Source organism: Lactobacillus equicursoris DSM 19284 = JCM 14600 = CIP 110162 (assembly GCF_001434815.1).
GTDB lineage: Bacteria > Bacillota > Bacilli > Lactobacillales > Lactobacillaceae > Lactobacillus > Lactobacillus equicursoris.
Map to the genome: position 1 here is coordinate 26,992 of NZ_AZDU01000001.1, position 18,620 is coordinate 45,611.

Sequence of the window (18,620 nt, forward strand, 5' to 3'; positions counted from 1 at the left end):
GTCCCTATAGTCGCTGAATTGTTGATATATCAAGCTTTCCCGCCCTATATCAATGGAGATGAGGGGAATTGAACCCCTGTCCAAACGCATTCCGTCACCAATATCTACGATCATAGTTATATTACTTAAATTTCACCAGCACCAAACGCCATATAACAGGGCAAACAAGTCCTGGCTAACCTGATGATCTCTTCTTACTTATTCAGGTCTGATAAGCAAGCGTATCCCGTAAGGTTGATACCGCAAGACGGCCACGGGCCGGTCATCTATTGGCAGCTGAGCGCAATTAAGCAGCTACAGCGTATGAGTTTTCGTTTGCAGTTAATTTAAACTGTTAACGTTTTTACGTAGACGTAACCTACGAATCGCAATCAGCGCGAATCTACGCCTGTCGAATCCCAAAACATCCCCATAAAAGAAGACAAGGTCATTTTATCAAAAAATAACCTTGCCCTCAAGATTTTTGCTTAATTACTTAAGCTTAGCCAAACGTACAACGTCACGTTCGATCATCAATTCTTCGTCAGTTGGGATTACCAAGGCCTTCAGCTTGGAATCCTTGGTCGTGATGAATCCTTCTTCATTGCTTTCGTTAGCTGCGTCATCAACTTCAACGCCCATGTAAGTGAACTTGCTCAAAACGTCTTTTCTCATTGGATCGTCGTGTTCACCGATACCGGCAGTGAAGATAATCGCATCAGCCCCGTTCATTTCAGCAATGTAAGAACCAATGTAGCGAACTACACGATCATCGAAGATATCACTAGCCAGCTGAGCTCTTGGTGAGTCGCTGTTTCTGATATCACGCTTGTCGCTGGAAATGCCAGAAATGCCCAACAAACCTGACTTATGGTTCAAAATGTCGATCATTTCGTCAAAGTCAGTCATGCCTTCCTTGTGCATGATGTGCTGAAGAGCTGATGGGTCAACATCGCCTGAACGCGTACCCATGGTAACACCGGCAAGTGGAGAGAAGCCCATTGACGTGTCGTAGCACTTTCCATCCTTAACGGCAGTCACAGATGCACCTGAACCCAAGTGACAAACGATCAGCTTCAAGTCCTTCAAATCCTTGCCCATCAGTTCAGCTGCTCTTTGAGATACGAAACGCACTGAAGTGCCGTGGGCACCGTACTTACGAACCTTGTACTTTTCGTAGTATTCGTATGGCAAAGAGTAAAGGTAGTGAACCGCGTCCATTGATTGGTGGAAGGAGGTGTCAAAAACCCCTACTTGCGGAACATTTGGCAAGAGTTCCATAAAGGCTTGAATGCCGCGGCCTTCTGCCGGGTTGTGGAGTGGTGCGTAGTCAGCCAAATCAAAGACCTTGTGCAAGTTGTCCTTGTCGATAATGGCTGAGTCTGGGAACAAGTCCCCACCACTAACGATTCTGTGGCCAACCCCAACGATTTCTTTAACGTCTTCAATTACGCCGTATTCCTTTAACCACTTCAGCAAGGTTTGAACGGCAGCCTCTTGGTTTGGCAAGTCAACTTCCGCCTCATGCTTTTCACCATTGGCTAATTTAATGGAAAAAGTTGATCCATCGATACCGATCCGGTCACCTAAACCAGATGCGAGGACTTGTTCATCATCCAATGAGAAAATCTTATATTTGAATGATGATGAGCCAGAGTTGATTGCTAAAACCTTATCCATAATTAAATTACTCCTTTAACTTACTTCACAAACTTAATCATCTCTCTTAGTATACCACTCGTTCAGCTTAATATTAAGGCCAACCAGTGATTCTTCACTCTTGAGATTATCAAGCTTTGTGAGCAAGACTTCCTTTGGTGGACGGCTTTGGCCGTGGTTTTGGAAGACAAGGATGCTCTTTTCACCTATTTTACTTTGGAATAGGCGGCTTGGCAGCTGGACAATGGCTTGCAAGTGAACCTTGCCAGCCAGCCAAGGCATAAAGTCAGCGCCGACTTGGCCGGTCAGCATGCTTTGCGGCACTAGCAAGAAGGCAAAGCCGTCTGGTGCCAGATTTTTGACGATTTGTTCTACCATCAAAACATGGGAGTAAGAATGCCCTTCCTTGGTGCGCAGGTCAAAGTTTTGGGCGTTTGCGTCATTAGCGTAAAAGCCGATTGGCATGTCACTAACAACAGCGTCTGGCTTAACCGGCCAAGGGGTCAAAGCGTCTTGGCAGTAAAAATCAACGTCCAAACCAGCCAGGTGGGCGCCAACATCAGCCAGGTTCAGCATTTCTTCATCGTTGTCAAGACCCACCAAATCAAAGTAGTTGACTGAGTGGTTTTCTTGAGCAAGCTGCTTGGTCACCGTAAACAGTAGGTTGCCGCTGCCTAGGGCTGGGTCAAGCAGGAGCTGCTTTTTCTTAGGCAAGAGCTTGTCCATAAACAAGGTCAAAACCGTGGCCATGATTGGGGGAGTTGGCATTTGGTTGGCATCCCGGCCATCGTCATTGATCGCCTTCAGCATCAAGAGGCCGTAAACTTGGCTCTTTTGTTGGCTGGACCAGTGGTCATAGCCTAAGGCAGCGTACTTTTCCTTCAGCTGGTCAACGGCAGCTTGGTCAGGAGCACCCATTTCCACGCGGATGTCGCCATTTTCCAAGTTGTCAAAAGTTTCCGTCAAGGCTTCAGCCAAGGGAACGTTCAAGGCATCTTGCAAACATTGTACTGCGTCAAGCGTTTGGCTAAAAAGTTCTTCAATTCTATTCATCAGATTCACCCTTCTTTTTCGTACATATTTATTTTAAAGAAAGGCAAATCAAGCCGCAAGCATTTGACTTTCCCAGCAGGTACTTGATTAAGAGACTGTTGTTAGTAACGGACTCTTTATAGGTGCCTAAGTAGCATTCAATCAGCAACAAGCAGGTTGCTGTTAAGAGGACTGCGCTAAGCAGGGCGCTAGCCGCTTGCGGCCTTACTAGTATCCTTTGCAGGCTCTGAACTTTTTCCATCATCGCTCTTTTGTTCATTTTTCTAATCCTTCGTTTCCTCTTTGCTTTTGACTTGCTCATCATCCTTTGGCGCTTTGTCCAACTTGAGGTAGAGTTTAGAGTAGTTCTTGTTGGGCTCGGTGATGCTGATCTTGACTAGGCCATCTTGGGCTTCAAAACTGGCTGACCAAATCCTTAGCAGGCGCATGTTGCCCTTACCAGTACCTCCTGAGAGAACTAATTCATTGCGATGGTTTGCGGTTGTTAAAAGGTAATTCTTATCTACTTTACCCTTAGCCTCTTTGACAATCCTCACCTTATCTTCGTCAGAATTTTTCAAATCGACATAGACCCTATCGCAGTCCTTTTTCAAAAAGCGATCCAATTGCAAATAAGACAAGGCTAGTTGATTGACCGGTTGTTCCTGCTTTTCAAAGCTTTTCAGCATGGACAAGAGGTCACCAGACAAAGAGATGGCAATGGCAGTCACGAGCACTGCTAAACAGGCTTCTAGCAAACTAAAGGCTGGTTGTTTACTTGAACGCGTAAGTCTTGTTTTCTTCCTCATCATAAACTTTCTTGTCCCCCCTCAGCTGGTAGTAATGTCCATGCACCTTCACCCGGTCGACCTGGCACTTTTTTAGGACATGGTAGGCCAAGGCTTGGTCGCAACGTCTGCTAGACTTTTCGACTAGAGTCTTGCTGCCACTCAGGCAAACCGCCGTCGTATTAATTGCTACACAGATGATTGCTAAGGCTACAATAGCTTCTACCGCCAAAAAGGCTGGACTACTTTTCTTCGGCCGTACCAAAGGCCATGCCAAACGTATATTTCTTTTCACACTGCCCCCTATATTTGAATTCAATAGTACAAGCCTTATCAAAGTGGCCATCTTGATGGATCATTATATTAGTATCCTGAGTAAGAATCCCAACCTTCATCCCTTTAGGGAGGTTAATGTACTGCACATCATCTCCCTGAGTGATTTTGACTTTCCCATCGTTAAAATAATTTCTAATCTCCCCTGCCTTGCCGGTAATCATCACTTTCCTAACCGTGTTGTTGATGGCATCCATCACTTGATCGGTCGTCCGGACAAAACGCAGATGGTCTTCATAACCGGTTAAAGTAAACTCGCCGATTCCAAGTACCATGATCGTAATCGCTAGGACGATCACCGTTTCTAGCAGGGTAAAAGCCCGAGCTTTCATTTTGTACCAGCATCTTTAGCAGTTTGATCTTTCATTACCTCTTCGATCGTAAAGTTGTTCTCTTCTGCTTTCTTTTGTTGATCAGCAGTTAAATAATGTTCATCAGTCATTTGCTTAAAAGTAGTAGGATCTGTATTATTGTGATCTTCCCGATACAATTGAATTTGCGTCTGTAACGTTGATACAAACGCATTCTTCGACCGATTATCCGCCTTCTCCTTCTGTGACAGCAAGTTCGGCGAGATCAGCAACACCAAGGTTGCAATGATCGCAACCACAATTACCATTTCGATCAGGGTAAAACCCGGCTGCTTTTTTGGAAAAAGCTTCTGCAGCTTCTTTTCCAAATGATTCTTCATCATTTTCATTATTTTCCTCACAATCTACATCCGCTGCATGCTGCCGTAAATCGGCAACAGCAGCTTTAGATACATCCCAATAATGCACAGGCCAATCAAAATGAAGCAGATTGGCTGAACATTCACAATCATTTTTTCAATTTTCTGCGTTAGGCGGGTAAACAGCAGCTTGGCTAGGAGCAGGCACTGCTTGCTGAGTTCTCGCCGGCTAGCGCCAGTTTCGACCAGCAAGAGCAAATTAGCGTTTAAAAAAGGCTCTTCTTGAATAATCTTGGATAAATCCTTCCCTCTTTTCAATTGCTCACTTACCTTTTTCCCTACAGCTTCTTGCAAGGAGCCCTTGGTCTGCTGGCTGGCAAAAAAGCACATCTCCTGTAAAGAAAACCCGCTCGCCAGCAGCATCCCCAGGTCATAGCAAATCAGGTACTGCCCGTACAGTTTCACGGCTTCCCCAATAAACGGCACTTTAGTTAGCTTTAGGAGCGATCCATAGTCCTGCTTTTTGAAGTAGCCTGCCATGATGGCAATCGCTGCAAGCAAAGTAACCGTTGCTATAACCAGCAGGTAGATCAGCAAATCTCCCTGCTTTGCAGAACTGCCTGCAAATTGTACTGACAAAAAGTTTTGCATGAAAACCAGCAGCAGGGTCATCATGATGGCTAGGACAATCGGATAGGCCAATTCCCCTTCCAGCTTCTTGATCTGCTCATTCTTCATCCGGCCGAGCTGGGCAAGCTGGGCAAGGGATTCTTGCAGCTTGCCCTGGCTGAGCGCGATGTTCAGCTGGGTGGCTGCTGTTTTGGAGTAGCCTAACTTCACCAGCTCCTCGCTAAAACTGCCCCCTCCCCGCACTTGTTCATCCAGCTGCCTCAGCCAGGACTTTTTGGGCCACAACAGAGGCAAGAGCTGCAAGCCCTTTGACAGGGGAAAGCCATTTTGCAGGCTGGTGCTTAAAAAGTTTAGCAGCTCCACTTGTTCTTCCCGGTTCAGCTTATCCTTGGCTAAACTGGCTGGCAGTAGTTTCATCAATGATGCCCTCCTTCAAAAGCTGGGCTAGGTTGTCTGCCCAATTATGAAAGTCTCCGCGTTTTTTTTGCAAGAGCACTTTTTTCAGCAAGTCCGGTCCAGCTAGGTCTAAGAGGCAGGCGGTCCCCTGCTTGCCCGGCAAGAGGCGTTGATATGATACAGCCGTCAAGCAGTTGACCAGCTCATTTTCTAGCACTCCTAGGCTTTCTAGACGGGAAATTGTTTGAAAAGTACTCTTGGCATGGACCGTAGCTAAAACCAGATGCCCGCTTAAGGCAGCATCGACTGCCAGGTGGGCCGTCTCGCTATCGCGGATTTCCCCGATGATCAAGACGTCCGGCCGGTGGCGCAAAGCCGCCTTTAGCAGGCTCAAGTAGCTGATCCCAGCAACCGGATTGATCTGAGTTTGCAAAAAACTCCCCTCATGCACCTCGACCGGATCTTCAATCGTCATCACCATCTTAGTCTGGCTGAGCCTTTTGGCTAGCTCGTACATGGTGGTCGTCTTGCCTGACCCAGTAGGGCCACTGGTGATAATCAGCCCCCTTCTCTGACAAAAGCGGGCTAGGTCTTCTAATTGCTCTGGGAAAAAGTAGCGGCTCTGGCTCAAGGCATAGATCAAGCGAATCACCAAAGACTCGCGGCCTTGATAGTCTCCTAAGCTCGATAGTCGCAGCCAGTAGTCCTTGCCCTCTATGGCTAGCTTCATGCTGCCCACTTGCGGACGCCGCTTTTCGGCGATGTCCATCTGGGCGGCATACTTAAACCAGGTCAAGAGCTCTTGGCCGCTTTGAAAGCTAACCCCTTTTAAGGGGGCTAGACCCTTGGAGGTTCTGAGCTGGATCAGATAGCCCTTTTCCTTAGGCAGGAAAAAGATGTCGCTAGCACGTTCATGAATCGCCTCCTTGACTAAAGCTAAAACCTGCTCTTCGATTGCCATGCTTTCCTCCTTTCAAAAAATGCCGATTTTTACCCCCCACTATTTATTACGCCAAAAATGCAATTTTTACCGAAAAAAGGCGCAAAAAAACCGCTTCTCTCTTACGAAAGTGCGGTTTTGTAAAATATTCAGCTTATTTCGAACTAGTCTTCGTCTTCATCAGCTGCGGCGGTGTAAACGTTAGAAACGTCATCGTCGTCTTCCAAAGCGTCAACCAGCTTTTCAAATTGTTCCTTCTTGTCAGCAGGAACTGGAGTGGTATTTTGTGGCACCATGGTCAATTCAGAAACAGCAAGCTTGTAGCCAGCCTTTTCCAAAGCGTCACGAACGCTAGTAAAGCTCTTCGCGTCAGTGTAGATTTCGTAGGCGTCATCGCTAGTTTGCAAGTCATCGCCGCCAGCTTCCATGACGTCCATCAGCATTTGGTCTTCGTCAGCATCAGTGGTTGAGCGGTCAATTACGATGTAGCCCTTCCGGTCAAACATGTAAGAAACTGACCCAGTAGCACCAAGGCTGCCGCCGTTACGAGTAAAGGCAACGCGAACTGAAGAAGCAGTCCGGTTCTTGTTGTCAGTCAAGGCTTCAACCAAGACAGCAACGCCACCAGGTGCGTAACCTTCGTAAGTTACTTCATCGTAGTGTTCGTCTGAGTTGCCTTCAGCCTTCTTGATTGCCCGTTGGATGTTGTCCTTTGGCATGTTGGCTGCGCGAGCCTTGTCCATGACCAAACGCAAACTTGGATTACCTGAAGGGTCAGGACCACCACTCTTTGCAGCCATGTAAATTTCACGAGAAAGCTTTTGGAAAACTTTCCCTCTCTTAGCGTCTTGCGCATTCTTGCGGCCTTGAATATTGTGCCATTTTGAATGTCCTGACATTTAGGATCCTTCTTTCTTTAATTAATATCATCAACTTTTTAATCATAACGCAGGCAGGCAAGAAATTCAACGGTTTCTCCAGGCAAAAGCTAGTTTTTTCTCGCTTTTTTCCCCTGAATCAGGTAAAAAATTACCGCCAGCAAGATTGCACAAAAGGCGCCGCTGCCGTCCAGCATCACGTCGTGGATGGTCGGCGTCCGGTCCCCAGTTAAAAATTGGTGGAATTCGTCCATGGTCGCAAAAGCCAGACTGCTGAACCAGACAAAAATCGGGCCAGTCCATTTAATAACAAAAATTCGCCTTAAGCCTAGGTAGGCAAAGAGACCATAAAAGAAGTAGCTGGTAAAATGGGCCAATTTTCGCACCACAAACTGAGTGAAGCCCGATGAGCCATCAGTTTTAACATTGTGCCACTCGCCCGCGTAGTAGATATTGAGCTTGTGGATCAGCTCTTCTAGCCAGCCTAGGTAGGTGTGGATAAAGCCTGGCTTCATTTTTTGCTCATGGTAGGTCATGGAGCTGGAAATGAAGAGCATGACCAAGATCAAGCAGGCTAATAACAGGTAAACTTTTTCTCTTTTCGTAAACTTAAAATCATTCATGAAAAATATTTTACCATCTTTTTTCGATCCTATTTAGTCAAAAAGCTTGACAAGCTATTCTTTTTCTCGTATTCTGATATGATTTGCAGGTTAATGTGAATCATTAGACGAATTATTTTTTATCTCGTGAAAGGAAAAATTCATCATGAAAAAACGTAAATTGATCTGGCCCCTGCTGCTCCTTTGTCTCGGACTGCTCACGGCCTGCAGCCAGCAAAATAATAGCGGAAGCAAGATTAACATTGTCACTTCCACCAACATTTATGCGGATATCGCAAGCCAAATCGTCGGCAAGTACGGCAAGGCCACGGCTCTGATTGCTAATGGCAACACTGACCCCCACGACTTTGAGCCTACTACGGCTTCAGCCAAGGTCGTGGTCCAAGCCGATATTGTTGTTGCCAACGGCATGGGCTATGACTCCTGGATGGGCAATCTGGCCTCTTCTAACGACAAAAAGGAAGTCAAAGTTGGCGAAGACCTGATGGGGCTGTCTTCCAGCGCTAATCCGCATATTTGGTACAACTTGACCATGCCTAAAAAATACGTAGCCTACCTGGTTAAAAAGCTGAGCAAGCTGGACAAAAAGCACGCTAGCTACTACCAGGCAAATGCCAAGGCCTACCTCAAGCAGATCGCCAAGATTGAAAAGGTCGCTGACCAAACCGATGGCAAGAAGAGCAAGCCAGTCTTTGTCAGCGAGCCCGTTTTTGACTACGCCTTAGAGCGGACCGGCTTTACCATCGGCGACAAGAACTTTGAAGAAGCTACCGAAAAAGAAACTGACCCAAGCGCAGCCATGATTGCAAAAATGAACAAGGCAATCGAGAAGAAGCAAATCGCCTTCTTTGTCAACAACACCCAGTCAAGCTCTGACACGGTGAAGACTTTTATCAAAAAGGCTAAGGACAAGAACATTCCAATCATCGAAGTGCGGGAAACCATGCCTAACAGGGTTTCTTACGCCAAATGGATGTTAAGCAACTACCAAAAGCTGGCTAAGTTTAGTCAGCAATAACTTGAATAAACGAAAAAAGGACTCACAAGAGTCCTTTTACTTTGCCAAAAATTCTTTTAGTTCTAAAATCCGCTCTTCTGCATCCCGGACCCCCACTTGGTAGACCGCCTTTAAGCGCTTAGGGTCTTTTTCTAAGGCACTGACATCGATGTCAGCCGTTGGCCGGAAGACGAAAAGGCTGCCCTTTTGCTCCTCTTGCGCGATGTAGTCCAGGCAAGCGTTATATTCCAGGTGCCGGACATGGAGGTGGCGGACAATAGCCGGGTACTTTTTAAGCAAACGGTCAATCAAGGGCTGCAACTTGTCGGCCTCTTTCCGGTAACCGGCTGGCTGGGTCAAGATCACTACGTTTTTCTCGTAGCCTTGCTCTTTTAAAAAGCGGGCCGGGATCGAGTCGCTGACCCCGCCGTCGAAGTAGAGTCTTTGCCCAATTTTAACCGGCCGGGCAAAAAAGGGAATAGAGGCCGACGCCCGAATCCAGGAAACGTCCTCGCCCTTGCCATCCTTTAAGAGGTGGTAAACCGGCTTGGCTGTGGCGACATCAGTGGCAACGCACCAAAACTTCATGGGGTTTCTGGCGAAGCTGGCCGTATCAAAGGGGTCATAGTGCTCCGGGATCTGCCGGTAGCAAAAGTCCACCCCATATAAGTCGCCGGTCGTGAAAAAGGACCGCCAGCTCTTAAACTGGGGCCAGGCCCCATAGCGCATGATGTACCGAAGAACCCGCCCGGCTTGAAGAGATTTATAGTTGCAGCCAAAGGTGACGCCGGCTGACACCCCAACGGCGCCATCAAAGGTGATGCCATATTTCATCAAAACATCGGTCACGCCCGCTGTATAAAGGCCCCGCATGGCCCCGCCTTCCATCACTAAGCCTTTTTTCACTTCGTGCATCCCTTTCTTTGCTTGTTAATCTTTTTGCTTCCAGTGGTCTTCAATGAACTTCGCCCGCCCTTGAGCTTCTTCTAAGGCATAGCGGTCAGGATTTTTCTTGTAAAAGTCCTGGTGGTAGTCTTCAGCTTCATAAAAAGGCGCTGCTGGCTCAATCTTGGTTACGATTGGGTCATCAAAACGGCCGCTTTGAGCTAGCCTTTCCTTGGACGTTTCAGCCTGAGCCTGTTGCTCTGGCGAATTGTAAAAAATGACCGGCCGGTAGTTGTCGCCCCGGTCTTGGAACTGGCCAGAAGCATCGGTTGGGTCCGTCACCTGCCAGTAATAGTCCAAAAGCTTTTCATAAGGCATCAATTCTGGGTCAAAAACAATCTTGACGGCTTCGGTATGGCCGGTCGTTTGGCTTTTGACTTGCTCATAGGTGGGATTAGCCACGTGCCCGCCGGTATAGCCGGAAGTCACGCTGACGACGCCTGGCAGGCTATCAAAGGGTTCAACCATGCACCAAAAGCAGCCTCCGGCAAAGATTGCGCTATCTAGTTTCTTCGTTTCGTCCATTTTTCTGCCTCTTTTCTATTTTTTCATGAAAAGTTAATCATGCAAGTTAACAGCTATTTTACACCAAACTGTAACTAATTTCCTGGATATTCGACTTACAATTAGTGCATTTTTTCATTGTCTTTTCGCTTTCAAGCCTGTAAAATATTTATGTTCAAAAGCAAGTTATTATAGATTGGAGATGGAAATGCGCTCATTAAACAAGTCCCCGGGCGAGGCTTCTTGTTAAAAAGCAATGATTTAACAGGAAGGACAATTTATGGACGATTTAACGAATGAAAAGGGAAAGTATATTTCCTGGCAAACGCTGGCAATGATGGCCTTCGTGACCGTGATTGGACTAGAAGACATCATGTACAACTTCCAAAACCAAGGAATGGCGGTCATTACCTCCTGGTTTTTGATGATGTTCCTCTACGTGGTTCCTTATGCCTTGATCGTGGGGCATCTGGGCTCCGTCTTTAACAAAGAAGGCGGTGGCCTGTCTTCATGGGTCCGGGCGACTGACGGGGAATTCCTCGGCTACTTTACCGCTTGGACCTACTGGGCTGCCTCCATCCCTTACGTTGTTGATACCGCTAACTGCCTCTTGGTTGACGTTGGCTGGGGTCTTACGGGTACGGACGAATTTGAGGACCCCAAGTTTTTGTCAACGGCCATGTTTACGGCAATTACTTTCCTCATTTTCATTATCTTAACCTTGATTGAGCACAAGTTCTCTGAATCAATGGAAATTTTGGCCAATATCGGCGGCTGGGCCATGTTTGTCATGACCATCCTCTTTGTCTTACTGGCCATGGCGGGCCTCGCCAAGTCTGGCGGCAGAACCGCTACGCCTTTTACTTGGAAAACGATCATCCCGAAATTTGACCTCAAATACTTCTCGACCGTGGGGATGCTGATTTATGCCGTCAACGGCTCTGAACTAGTCGCTCCTTACGTTACCCGGATGAAGGACCCTAAGCGGGAATTCCCAAAGGCCATGATTGCCTTGGCCGTCATGACCTGCTTTTTGACCATCTTTGGCTCCATTGCCCTCGGCATCTACATCGATGCCAACCACATGCCTAACGACCTGAAGATGAACGGTGAATACTACGTTTTCGGTGCCATGGGCAAGCAGTTTGGCGTGGGCAACCTGCTGGTTTACATCTACGCATGGTCATCCTTCTTCTACAATGTGGCCCTCTTGTCTGTCCTTTTGGACGCCATGACCAGAATGCTGATTTCTGACACTGGCGACAAGTACATGCCGAAGTTTTTGAAAAAGACCAACAAGGACGGCTTGCCAATCAATGGCTACATCTTGACGGTCTTCCTCAGCGGCTTCATCATGGTCCTCGGAATCTTCTTGCCAGACATGAACGACATCTTCAACTGGCTCTTAAACTTGAACGGGATCATCTCCCCAGCCGTTACCTGCTGGATCTTCTACTCCTTCATGAAGGTTAGAGGGAAAAATTCCAAGAAGTACCCTTCAGTTTACCGATATATTAAAAATGACACGGTTGCCTGGTTGGTCGGCCTAGCCCTCTTGGTGGTTACGGCCGTAGCCACGGTCTTAGGCTTCATGCCACAAGACGTTAAGGAAGGCACCTGGGTTTGGTGGTACGAATTGTCCATCAACATCGTGGCCTGCCTGGTCTTGATCGGTCTTGGCGGGATCTTCCCTGGCATCCGCCGGCGCGAAGAAGAATACGGCCTGGCCTTTGACAAGCAGCAATGGACCTGGATGATCGTTTTGATCTTAGGTTCCATCACCTTTAACGTTTGGCTGGGCGGGACCAAAATTCACCTGCGAGCCCTTTACATCGTGATCGAATCCGTGATCGCACTCTTAGCTGTCTGGCTGATTGGCCGCCGAGTTCCCCAAGGTGCTAAAAAGACGACTACTGCTAATTAATTTAGCCAAAAGAAAAAGACTTGCTCATGCAAGTCTTTTTTCTTTTGGATTCTTAATACTTTTCGTGTTCCCGCTGCAATTCGTCATAGATCAGCACTGCTGCAAAGAGGATCGGCATGATAAATGCGAAAGCGATCCAGCCCGTGGTGTAACCAGCCAAGAAGCCGGCAGGAATGGCAACCACGATGGCAATCACGGTCATCACTTGCGCTGTGCGGCCCTTGTACCAAGGGGTTAAACGGAAAACGGCATAGACTGGTTCGAAAATCCAGCTGAAATAGACAATGCCCGCTAGGATTTCTCCTTCAAACTCAGGCATGGTCAGGTAGAAATTCCCACCGATGGCCATGCCCAAGAAGTTGAACAAGCTCATCCAACAGACGGCAATAATCACAAATGCGTTGATGACATATTTAATGGCCTTGTCACTGCCTTTTTTGTGTGTTCCATAATGACATACACCTCCGATCTCCCCCCGACCTTGATCGGGGGTTTTCTTTCAGCAATTTCAGTCCCTTAGTTATTTATATTATATCATTTGCCAAACGAATGGTTACGTGTTAAAGCAAAAAAGAGGGCGAGAAAACGATCTGGGGTCTAATTAGCCTTTTCAGCTTCGGCAGAAACATGTTTCTTTTTCCCATAATCCGGATGGCCGCCGGGTTCCCCAAGGGGCTAAAAAGACGAATACTGCTAATTAATTTAGCCAAAAGAAAAAGACTTGCTCATGCAAGTCTTTTTTTGATGCCTAATAAACTGGACGCTCATAGCCGGCTGTTTCAGGCTGGGCAATGCCCACGCTGGCATAAGCCAGATAATTGGGATCCGCCATGATCTTCAAAACCAGATCGGCAACACTGACCCGAGAAACCGAAACGCCAACGAATTCCTGATCTCTTTGAGTCAGGCTATACTTAACGTCTGGCCAGTCGGTCAAGGCCGGCATTCTGATCAAGGTGTAGTTGACGCCCGCTTCTTCCAAGCGGTGGCCCGCCTCCCTAGCTGGCAAAAAGCGGCCGCTGCCGACCCATTCATCCACCCAGGTGCCGAATTCACCGACGATTTCATAATAAAGGCCAGCTAGGCTCAATTCCACGATCCGGTCAAAGCCATTTTCTTTAGAGGCCTTGACCAAATTGCGGGTAATCCGGGTGAACTTTTTATCATCGACCTTGGCCAAAAAGACTAGATCGCAGTCCTTGGTGGCTTCCATGATGACTGCTAAATCGCTAGCCTTGCCAGGAATGATTTCAACTCTGTCGGAAGCCAAATCCTGGATGAGTTCAGGCCGGTCAGTCACCAGGGTCAAATTGACGTCCTTAAACTGGTCATCAGCTAAAACTTTGTCAATTACCATCCGGCCAATGCGGCCAGTGGGATGTAAAATCACAAATTTTCTCATTATTAAACCTACTTACATGTAACATTACTTTTTTACTTACATGTCGATTATAGCAGATTTGTCAGTTTAGCGCTTACTTCTCTTCTCGCTAATCTTCTACGATCTTGGCCAGCAGTCCTTCGCAGCCTCTTTTAATCTCCTGAAAAGCAGTCTCAAAGTCATTGCTGTACCAAGGGTCATCGATATCATTGTAGCTGCCGGTAAACTGCAGGAGCTTGTATTCTTTCCGGTCCGGGTCGCCGCCGCAGATCTGGTTTAAGGCCAAAAGATTTTCGTTATCCATGGCAACCAGGTAGTCATACTTGGCATAGTCTTCTTTAGTCGTCAGCTGAGCCCGGCGCTGGGTAAAAGGCACGCCTTGCTTGGTTAGTTCCCGCTCAGCCCGGGGATCCATCAGATTGCCGATTCCACCGATAATTTCCTCGCTGCTGATGACCTTGGAGTCAACGCTAACTAACTTATCTAACCCCTTTTCCGCCAGCAGCTGCTTCATGATAAATTCAGCCATGGGTGAGCGACAGATGTTGCCGTGGCAGACAAAGAGTATCTTCGTTTCTTGTTTCTTATCCATACTTTCATTTGCTCTTTCTTGCATATTTTCACTCTTTCCTGAAAAGGTAAAAAATATTATACCATGATTATTTTGCTAGCAAAAAAGGAGACGCCCTGTCTCCTTTTCTATAATCTGAAAACTATGCTTCTACTTTCATGCGATTGATTTCTTGATCCAGTTGCCGGGCCACATCTTGGACGTGGCGCGGGTAGGGACAAAGCTTGCCAGCAACCTTCAGTTTAACTGGATCACTAGTCTTTAAGCCCTCTTTCACAGCAGCCATTTTGGCATCCAGCTCTGCCTGATCTGCCTCTGGCATAACCGCGGCAAAGAGCTTGCCGCCAATCCGGTAGAGCTGGCGGACGTCAAAGTACTGGTTCAAGAAGTCAGCCGTATTTTGCAAGAGTAGGTTCCCTTCTTGTGGGTCATGACTGGCATTGAATGCTTGCAGGTTGTACAGGTCAAAGTAGATCAAAGATGATACTTGCCGCTGCTCCTTAAGCTCATTCAGTTCCTCATTAAAGGCGGCCTGGTTGCCCAAGGCCGTCAAGTGGTCGCTCCCCCGGCTTGGGTCCAATTGTCTCAACCGGAGCATCGCAACCAATTTGGCTGCCAGATACTTGCTGTACTCGCTCAAGAGGTCCTTGGCATAAGCCAGGCGGTCAGAGTCAAAGTTTTCCACGCCAATATAGCCTAAAAGCTTTTGCCCGCTAAAGAGTGGGAACATCAAGATCCGGACATTTTTCCGATTGATTTCATAGAGCTCCCGGTCAAAACGAAGGCGCTCCATGTCGCTGATTAACAAGAAGTCCTTTCCCGCCCGCAGCTTTTCCAGATATTCTGGCAGCTTCTCGGCCAAGCGGTCAGACATCCGACGAAGCATGCTCTTGTCCTTGGTCCATTCAGCTTCCACTTCGATCTTGCCATTTTCATTAGCCAAGGTATAAACCCGCTCTGGCTCCAGCAAGCTGGCGATTTGGACCATGGAGAAGTTGATCTCTGAAGCTGCATCTTCTGGACCGTTCAAGCTGCGGGCCAGGCTGCTGACCTGGCTGTTTACGTTGCCAGTCTTTAAGGCCTTCAGCTTCACATCGTTATCTTCAATCTTGGTAAAGGCAAAGGCCACGCAGCCCGGCAGAGTGGCCGGCAAAACGGTAAACTCCGTCCAGGCCTGCATGTACTTAGAGTAAAGCCGCTCTGACCGAGCCCGGCTGGTTCTTAAGACATCCAGCGGCAGGTTGACCCAGGCCAGGTTGCCGCCTGATAAGACTTCCGTCATCTTCTTGCCTAAGAGGTCATTCTTAGCCAGGTCAACTTGGGCGGTAAAGGCCCGGTTAACTGAGACAATTTCACATTCAGCCTGATCTTTGTCGCTATCATAGTATGGCCGCACGACAAAGTATGGAAGCGGCAGGTTGTCAAATTCATTGTTGTCCACTTGACTGTTGTTTCTTTGGCTGGACAAGACAAGCACCTTCAAGAGGCACTTGCCCTCAATGTTGACGATCATTTGGAAGCTCAGCTGGTAGCTTAAAGAGCCAGCTTCAAAAAGAATCTTCCGCTCATGACTTGACCGTTTAACCACATTGGCCACTTGGAGCAAGTGATCGCGCTCTTCCTGGTTGTCCCAAGCCAGGTCATGGTCACCAATCAGGCAGACGCCAATTTGCGCTGCAAAAGAACGGAAGCCCTCATTCATGTAGTAGGACTTAAAATTTTGTCCGTCAATGGCCAACAGAGCCAGGGGCTGAGCAACATTGACATCCACTAAACCAGCCGTTTCAAAGAATGAGCTTTCTGCTGCGTTTTCCCAGTCAACGTCTAATTCATCCAATCGATCAACGACTTCGGTAAAGATATTTGGCTTGCTGTAGTAGTAACCCTGCACAAGCTCACAGCCAACCGACTTTAAGAAGGCGATTTGCTCCTTGGTTTCCACCCCTTCACAGAGAGTATGGACGCCCAGACTCTTGGCCATGGTGATCAACGGCTTAACAACCTTTTCGCTCTTTTCGTCAAACTTGCGCATGAAGGTCATGTCCAGCTTGATTTCATCAAAGCCATATTCCTTCAAGGTGTTTAAAGATGATGCCCCGCTCCCAAAGTCGTCCATCAGGACCTGGAAGCCATTTTGGTGGAAGCGGTCGATGGCTCGCTTGATCTTAACGGGGTCTTCAGTCAAAATCGTTTCCGTGATTTCTACCCGCAACATTTCCCGGGGAATATCGTACTTTTTGACCAAATCGAGCAAGATCTGGTTAGGATCACTCGTGACAAAGTCGGTTCTAGATAGGTTGAAGGAGATTGGCACCATCTTTAGTCCCTGGTTCAGCCGGCTCTTGATCAGCTTAATCGCTTCTTCTAGGACATACAGGTCCAGCTTATAGGTCAGATTACTGTCTTCCAAAACCGGCACAAAGCGGCCTGGTGACATGAAGCCCCGGTTTGGGTCATTCCATCTAACCAAGGCTTCCAGCCCGTTCAGCTTGCCATTCATCAGGTGGACTTGCGGCTGGTAGTAGACCTGGATGTCGCCATTTTGAATGGCATCATCGATGTGGTCGACAACAAACTTGGTGTATTCAGCTTGTTCGCTGAATTCTGCCGTATAGACTTGGTAGCAGTTTTCTGCCCCATCCTTGACTTCGTCACAGGCAGTCTTGGCATAGTCATATTCCGTTTCAACCGACTTGCTGCCGTCTGAATAGTAGATACCAGCCTTCAAGTACAGCTTGAAGGACAAGTCAATCTGGGCCACCAACTGGTTGGCCTTTTCAACCTTGGCAATGGAATTTTCATCATCAAAGTCAACAATAACAAAGTGGTCGTTCCCAAAGCGAGCCAAGTTTTCCTCGCCAAACACGCTCTTTAAGATGTCAGCGACCTGCTTCAAGCATTCGTCACCTTTTTCGTGACCATTGATGACGTTGTAGAGCTTGAACTTGGCCAAGTTGATGTGATGACAGCCGGCATCAAGGACGGATCCTCTGCCCGCTCCTTGCTGATCTTGTCAGTTAGGTAATACTGGGTGTAAAGACCAGTCAGCTGGTCGTAGTTGACCATCTCATTGTAGGTGTCGTCATGCCCCTGTCTCTTCATCACATTCAATTCAGAAACGAAGAACTGAACAAACATCCCCAGCTGAGACAAGAAGAAGCCGTAGCGGGTAAAGGGATAACCAGTAACCGCCGCACTATAATTGATAAAGTGACGACCAAATAAGTCACAGGCCAGACAGATGAGCATCACGGATAAAGAGGCAAAGTAAGCCCAGTGGACATCCCGGCGAATCTTAAAGTCATCCCCAGAAAATTCTGGGTCTTCTTTTTCTTCCGCAATTTCCTGCTTCTGCAGCCTTTTCACGTAACGGTAATCAACCATTTGGATGACCAGCCCGCTGACATAAGCCAAGCCGACAAGCAAGACTAAAACTGGCAAGTCACCATTAAAATCGATTCCGCGAGCCAGCTTGTTATAAAGAACATAAGCCGTTGAAAAAGCCGTTAAGCCAAAGGCATAAAGGGCATTGCCTTCTTTCGGGAATTCCAGCTGCTCGTTAATCATGGTGACCAAGAGATAAGGCAAAGCCACTAGTACTGGATAGGTAAAAAGCCGCCACAGACGGTAATTGCCAAAAATGGCTGTCAGCTGCATCTCACTTTGTATTTGCAAAAGCGCACACAGAACCACCGAAATGGCGTAATAAGCCAGGCTACGCTTGATTCTAATGTCAAGCGGCGCAAAGAGAGCGAAGAAGATCGAGGTAATCCCCAAAACTACTTCGATCACCGCCAGCAAGATTACATTGGCATTCTTTTGGATAAAGTGGCTGTAAAAGGCCCCTTCACTTCCTAGGCTAGCATGGCTGAACTGTCCGGTCCCATAGTAAAAGCCGGTCAGCTTAACACGGAGCTTTTTACCAGCATCGCTCTTGGAAATGGCGATGTTATTGGTAAAGGCCTCCCAGTGCTCGGTAAAGTTGAGCCAGTCTGCCGCAATCTCGGCATGACTTTGATAGATATGTTTATTGCCAATATAAGCATCAACCCGCTTGATATTGTTGGAGAAAAAGATCACGTACTGACCGCCAGTAATTTCCTTTGGCAGCTGGTAGTACAAATTAACCGCCTTATTACTAGTAGGAGTAATGTGGTTGAGGTCGACCTTTTTCCCTTGGGCATTTGTCCACTTGTTTTGGATCGAGCTTAAGCTGTCTTTCGCGTACATCCCGCCAAATTTAGTTTGCCCTTGCCCGACAAAGCTGAGAATAGCAAATATTGCCACTATACAAAAGACAATGGCTGAATAAATAGTATTGCTTCTTACTTTTTTCATGCTTAATTCCAGCTTTCACTTCTTGATACTTA

General features: G+C 47.4%; 20 protein-coding genes and 1 other RNA gene. 2 read left to right on the forward strand and 19 right to left on the reverse strand.

The window, feature by feature from the left end:
* Nucleotides 1–50 precede the first annotated feature (50 nt).
* The 12 genes from ssrA to FC20_RS00210 all read right to left on the reverse strand — a co-directional run bounded on the left by ssrA (nt 51) and on the right by FC20_RS00210 (nt 7,928).
* Nucleotides 51–411, reverse strand: a transfer-messenger RNA (tmRNA) gene (ssrA, locus tag FC20_RS09915).
* Between the two features lie 60 nt (nt 412–471).
* Entirely contained in the window at nt 472–1,659 is a 1,188-nt protein-coding gene (locus tag FC20_RS00160; RefSeq protein ID WP_008461813.1) for an acetate/propionate family kinase, read from the reverse strand.
* A gap of 33 nt (nt 1,660–1,692) precedes the next feature.
* Entirely contained in the window at nt 1,693–2,691 is a 999-nt protein-coding gene (locus FC20_RS00165) for a class I SAM-dependent methyltransferase (protein ID WP_008461810.1), read from the reverse strand.
* A 28-nt stretch (nt 2,692–2,719) separates the two neighbouring features.
* Nucleotides 2,720–2,950 (reverse strand): hypothetical protein, encoded by a 231-nt coding sequence (locus FC20_RS00170; RefSeq protein WP_008461807.1) that lies wholly within the window; start codon nt 2,948–2,950, stop codon nt 2,720–2,722.
* 4 nt (nt 2,951–2,954) lie between these two features.
* Nucleotides 2,955–3,401, reverse strand: coding sequence for a hypothetical protein (locus FC20_RS00175; RefSeq protein ID WP_156402932.1), 447 nt, complete (start codon nt 3,399–3,401; stop codon nt 2,955–2,957).
* Between the two features lie 43 nt (nt 3,402–3,444).
* A complete protein-coding gene (locus FC20_RS00180) occupies nt 3,445–3,690 on the reverse strand; it encodes a hypothetical protein (RefSeq protein ID WP_008461804.1) in 246 nt (81 codons plus the stop codon).
* A 10-nt stretch (nt 3,691–3,700) separates the two neighbouring features.
* Nucleotides 3,701–4,123 (reverse strand): pilus assembly FimT family protein, encoded by a 423-nt coding sequence (locus tag FC20_RS00185; protein ID WP_008461802.1) that lies wholly within the window; start codon nt 4,121–4,123, stop codon nt 3,701–3,703.
* On the reverse strand, nt 4,120–4,491 hold the full coding sequence (gene comGC / locus FC20_RS00190) for a competence type IV pilus major pilin ComGC (protein ID WP_155859269.1): 372 nt from the start codon (nt 4,489–4,491) through the stop codon (nt 4,120–4,122). Before comGC ends, FC20_RS00185 begins: the two co-directional genes overlap by 4 nt.
* A gap of 15 nt (nt 4,492–4,506) precedes the next feature.
* Nucleotides 4,507–5,508 carry a type II secretion system F family protein gene (locus tag FC20_RS00195; protein ID WP_039943865.1) on the reverse strand — a complete coding sequence of 334 codons (1,002 nt, stop codon included), beginning with the start codon at nt 5,506–5,508 and terminating at the stop codon, nt 4,507–4,509.
* The gene (gene comGA, locus FC20_RS00200) at nt 5,474–6,448 is read right to left on the reverse strand and encodes a competence type IV pilus ATPase ComGA (protein ID WP_008461797.1); all 975 of its coding nucleotides are present in this window, start codon (nt 6,446–6,448) and stop codon (nt 5,474–5,476) included. The genes FC20_RS00195 and comGA overlap by 35 nt, the downstream gene beginning before the upstream one ends.
* 143 nt (nt 6,449–6,591) lie before the next feature.
* Nucleotides 6,592–7,326, reverse strand: coding sequence for a YebC/PmpR family DNA-binding transcriptional regulator (locus FC20_RS00205; protein ID WP_008461796.1), 735 nt, complete (start codon nt 7,324–7,326; stop codon nt 6,592–6,594).
* 89 nt (nt 7,327–7,415) lie between these two features.
* Nucleotides 7,416–7,928 carry a VanZ family protein gene (locus FC20_RS00210; RefSeq protein ID WP_008461792.1) on the reverse strand — a complete coding sequence of 171 codons (513 nt, stop codon included), beginning with the start codon at nt 7,926–7,928 and terminating at the stop codon, nt 7,416–7,418.
* A 145-nt stretch (nt 7,929–8,073) separates the two neighbouring features.
* Here FC20_RS00210 and FC20_RS00215 point away from each other — a divergent pair, with 145 nt between their 5' ends.
* Nucleotides 8,074–8,946, forward strand: a complete 873-nt coding sequence (locus FC20_RS00215) for a metal ABC transporter solute-binding protein, Zn/Mn family (RefSeq protein WP_008461790.1) — start codon at nt 8,074–8,076, stop codon at nt 8,944–8,946.
* Between the two features lie 36 nt (nt 8,947–8,982).
* On the opposite strand, the gene FC20_RS00220 is transcribed toward FC20_RS00215, so the two are convergent.
* Both FC20_RS00220 and msrA read right to left on the reverse strand, forming a co-directional pair.
* Nucleotides 8,983–9,831, reverse strand: coding sequence for a patatin-like phospholipase family protein (locus FC20_RS00220; protein ID WP_039943877.1), 849 nt, complete (start codon nt 9,829–9,831; stop codon nt 8,983–8,985).
* A gap of 24 nt (nt 9,832–9,855) precedes the next feature.
* Nucleotides 9,856–10,395 carry a peptide-methionine (S)-S-oxide reductase MsrA gene (gene msrA / locus FC20_RS00225; RefSeq protein WP_008461786.1) on the reverse strand — a complete coding sequence of 180 codons (540 nt, stop codon included), beginning with the start codon at nt 10,393–10,395 and terminating at the stop codon, nt 9,856–9,858.
* 259 nt (nt 10,396–10,654) lie between these two features.
* Between msrA and FC20_RS00230 the strand changes: the two genes are divergently transcribed.
* Complete coding sequence (locus FC20_RS00230; RefSeq protein WP_008461784.1) at nt 10,655–12,298, forward strand: APC family permease; 1,644 nt, start codon at nt 10,655–10,657, stop codon at nt 12,296–12,298.
* A 52-nt stretch (nt 12,299–12,350) separates the two neighbouring features.
* On the opposite strand, the gene FC20_RS00235 is transcribed toward FC20_RS00230, so the two are convergent.
* From FC20_RS00235 to FC20_RS00255, 5 genes are all read right to left on the reverse strand, one after another.
* Nucleotides 12,351–12,671, reverse strand: coding sequence for a hypothetical protein (locus tag FC20_RS00235; protein ID WP_236697612.1), 321 nt, complete (start codon nt 12,669–12,671; stop codon nt 12,351–12,353).
* Between the two features lie 375 nt (nt 12,672–13,046).
* On the reverse strand, nt 13,047–13,688 hold the full coding sequence (locus FC20_RS00240; protein ID WP_008461781.1) for an NAD(P)H-binding protein: 642 nt from the start codon (nt 13,686–13,688) through the stop codon (nt 13,047–13,049).
* 100 nt (nt 13,689–13,788) lie between these two features.
* The gene (locus tag FC20_RS00245) at nt 13,789–14,295 is read right to left on the reverse strand and encodes a low molecular weight protein-tyrosine-phosphatase (protein ID WP_008461779.1); all 507 of its coding nucleotides are present in this window, start codon (nt 14,293–14,295) and stop codon (nt 13,789–13,791) included.
* 97 nt (nt 14,296–14,392) lie between these two features.
* Complete coding sequence (locus tag FC20_RS00250; RefSeq protein ID WP_008461777.1) at nt 14,393–17,203, reverse strand: EAL domain-containing protein; 2,811 nt, start codon at nt 17,201–17,203, stop codon at nt 14,393–14,395.
* Nucleotides 17,143–18,537 (reverse strand): hypothetical protein, encoded by a 1,395-nt coding sequence (locus FC20_RS00255; RefSeq protein WP_155859267.1) that lies wholly within the window; start codon nt 18,535–18,537, stop codon nt 17,143–17,145. Before FC20_RS00255 ends, FC20_RS00250 begins: the two co-directional genes overlap by 61 nt.
* Between the last annotated feature and the right edge of the window lie 83 nt (nt 18,538–18,620).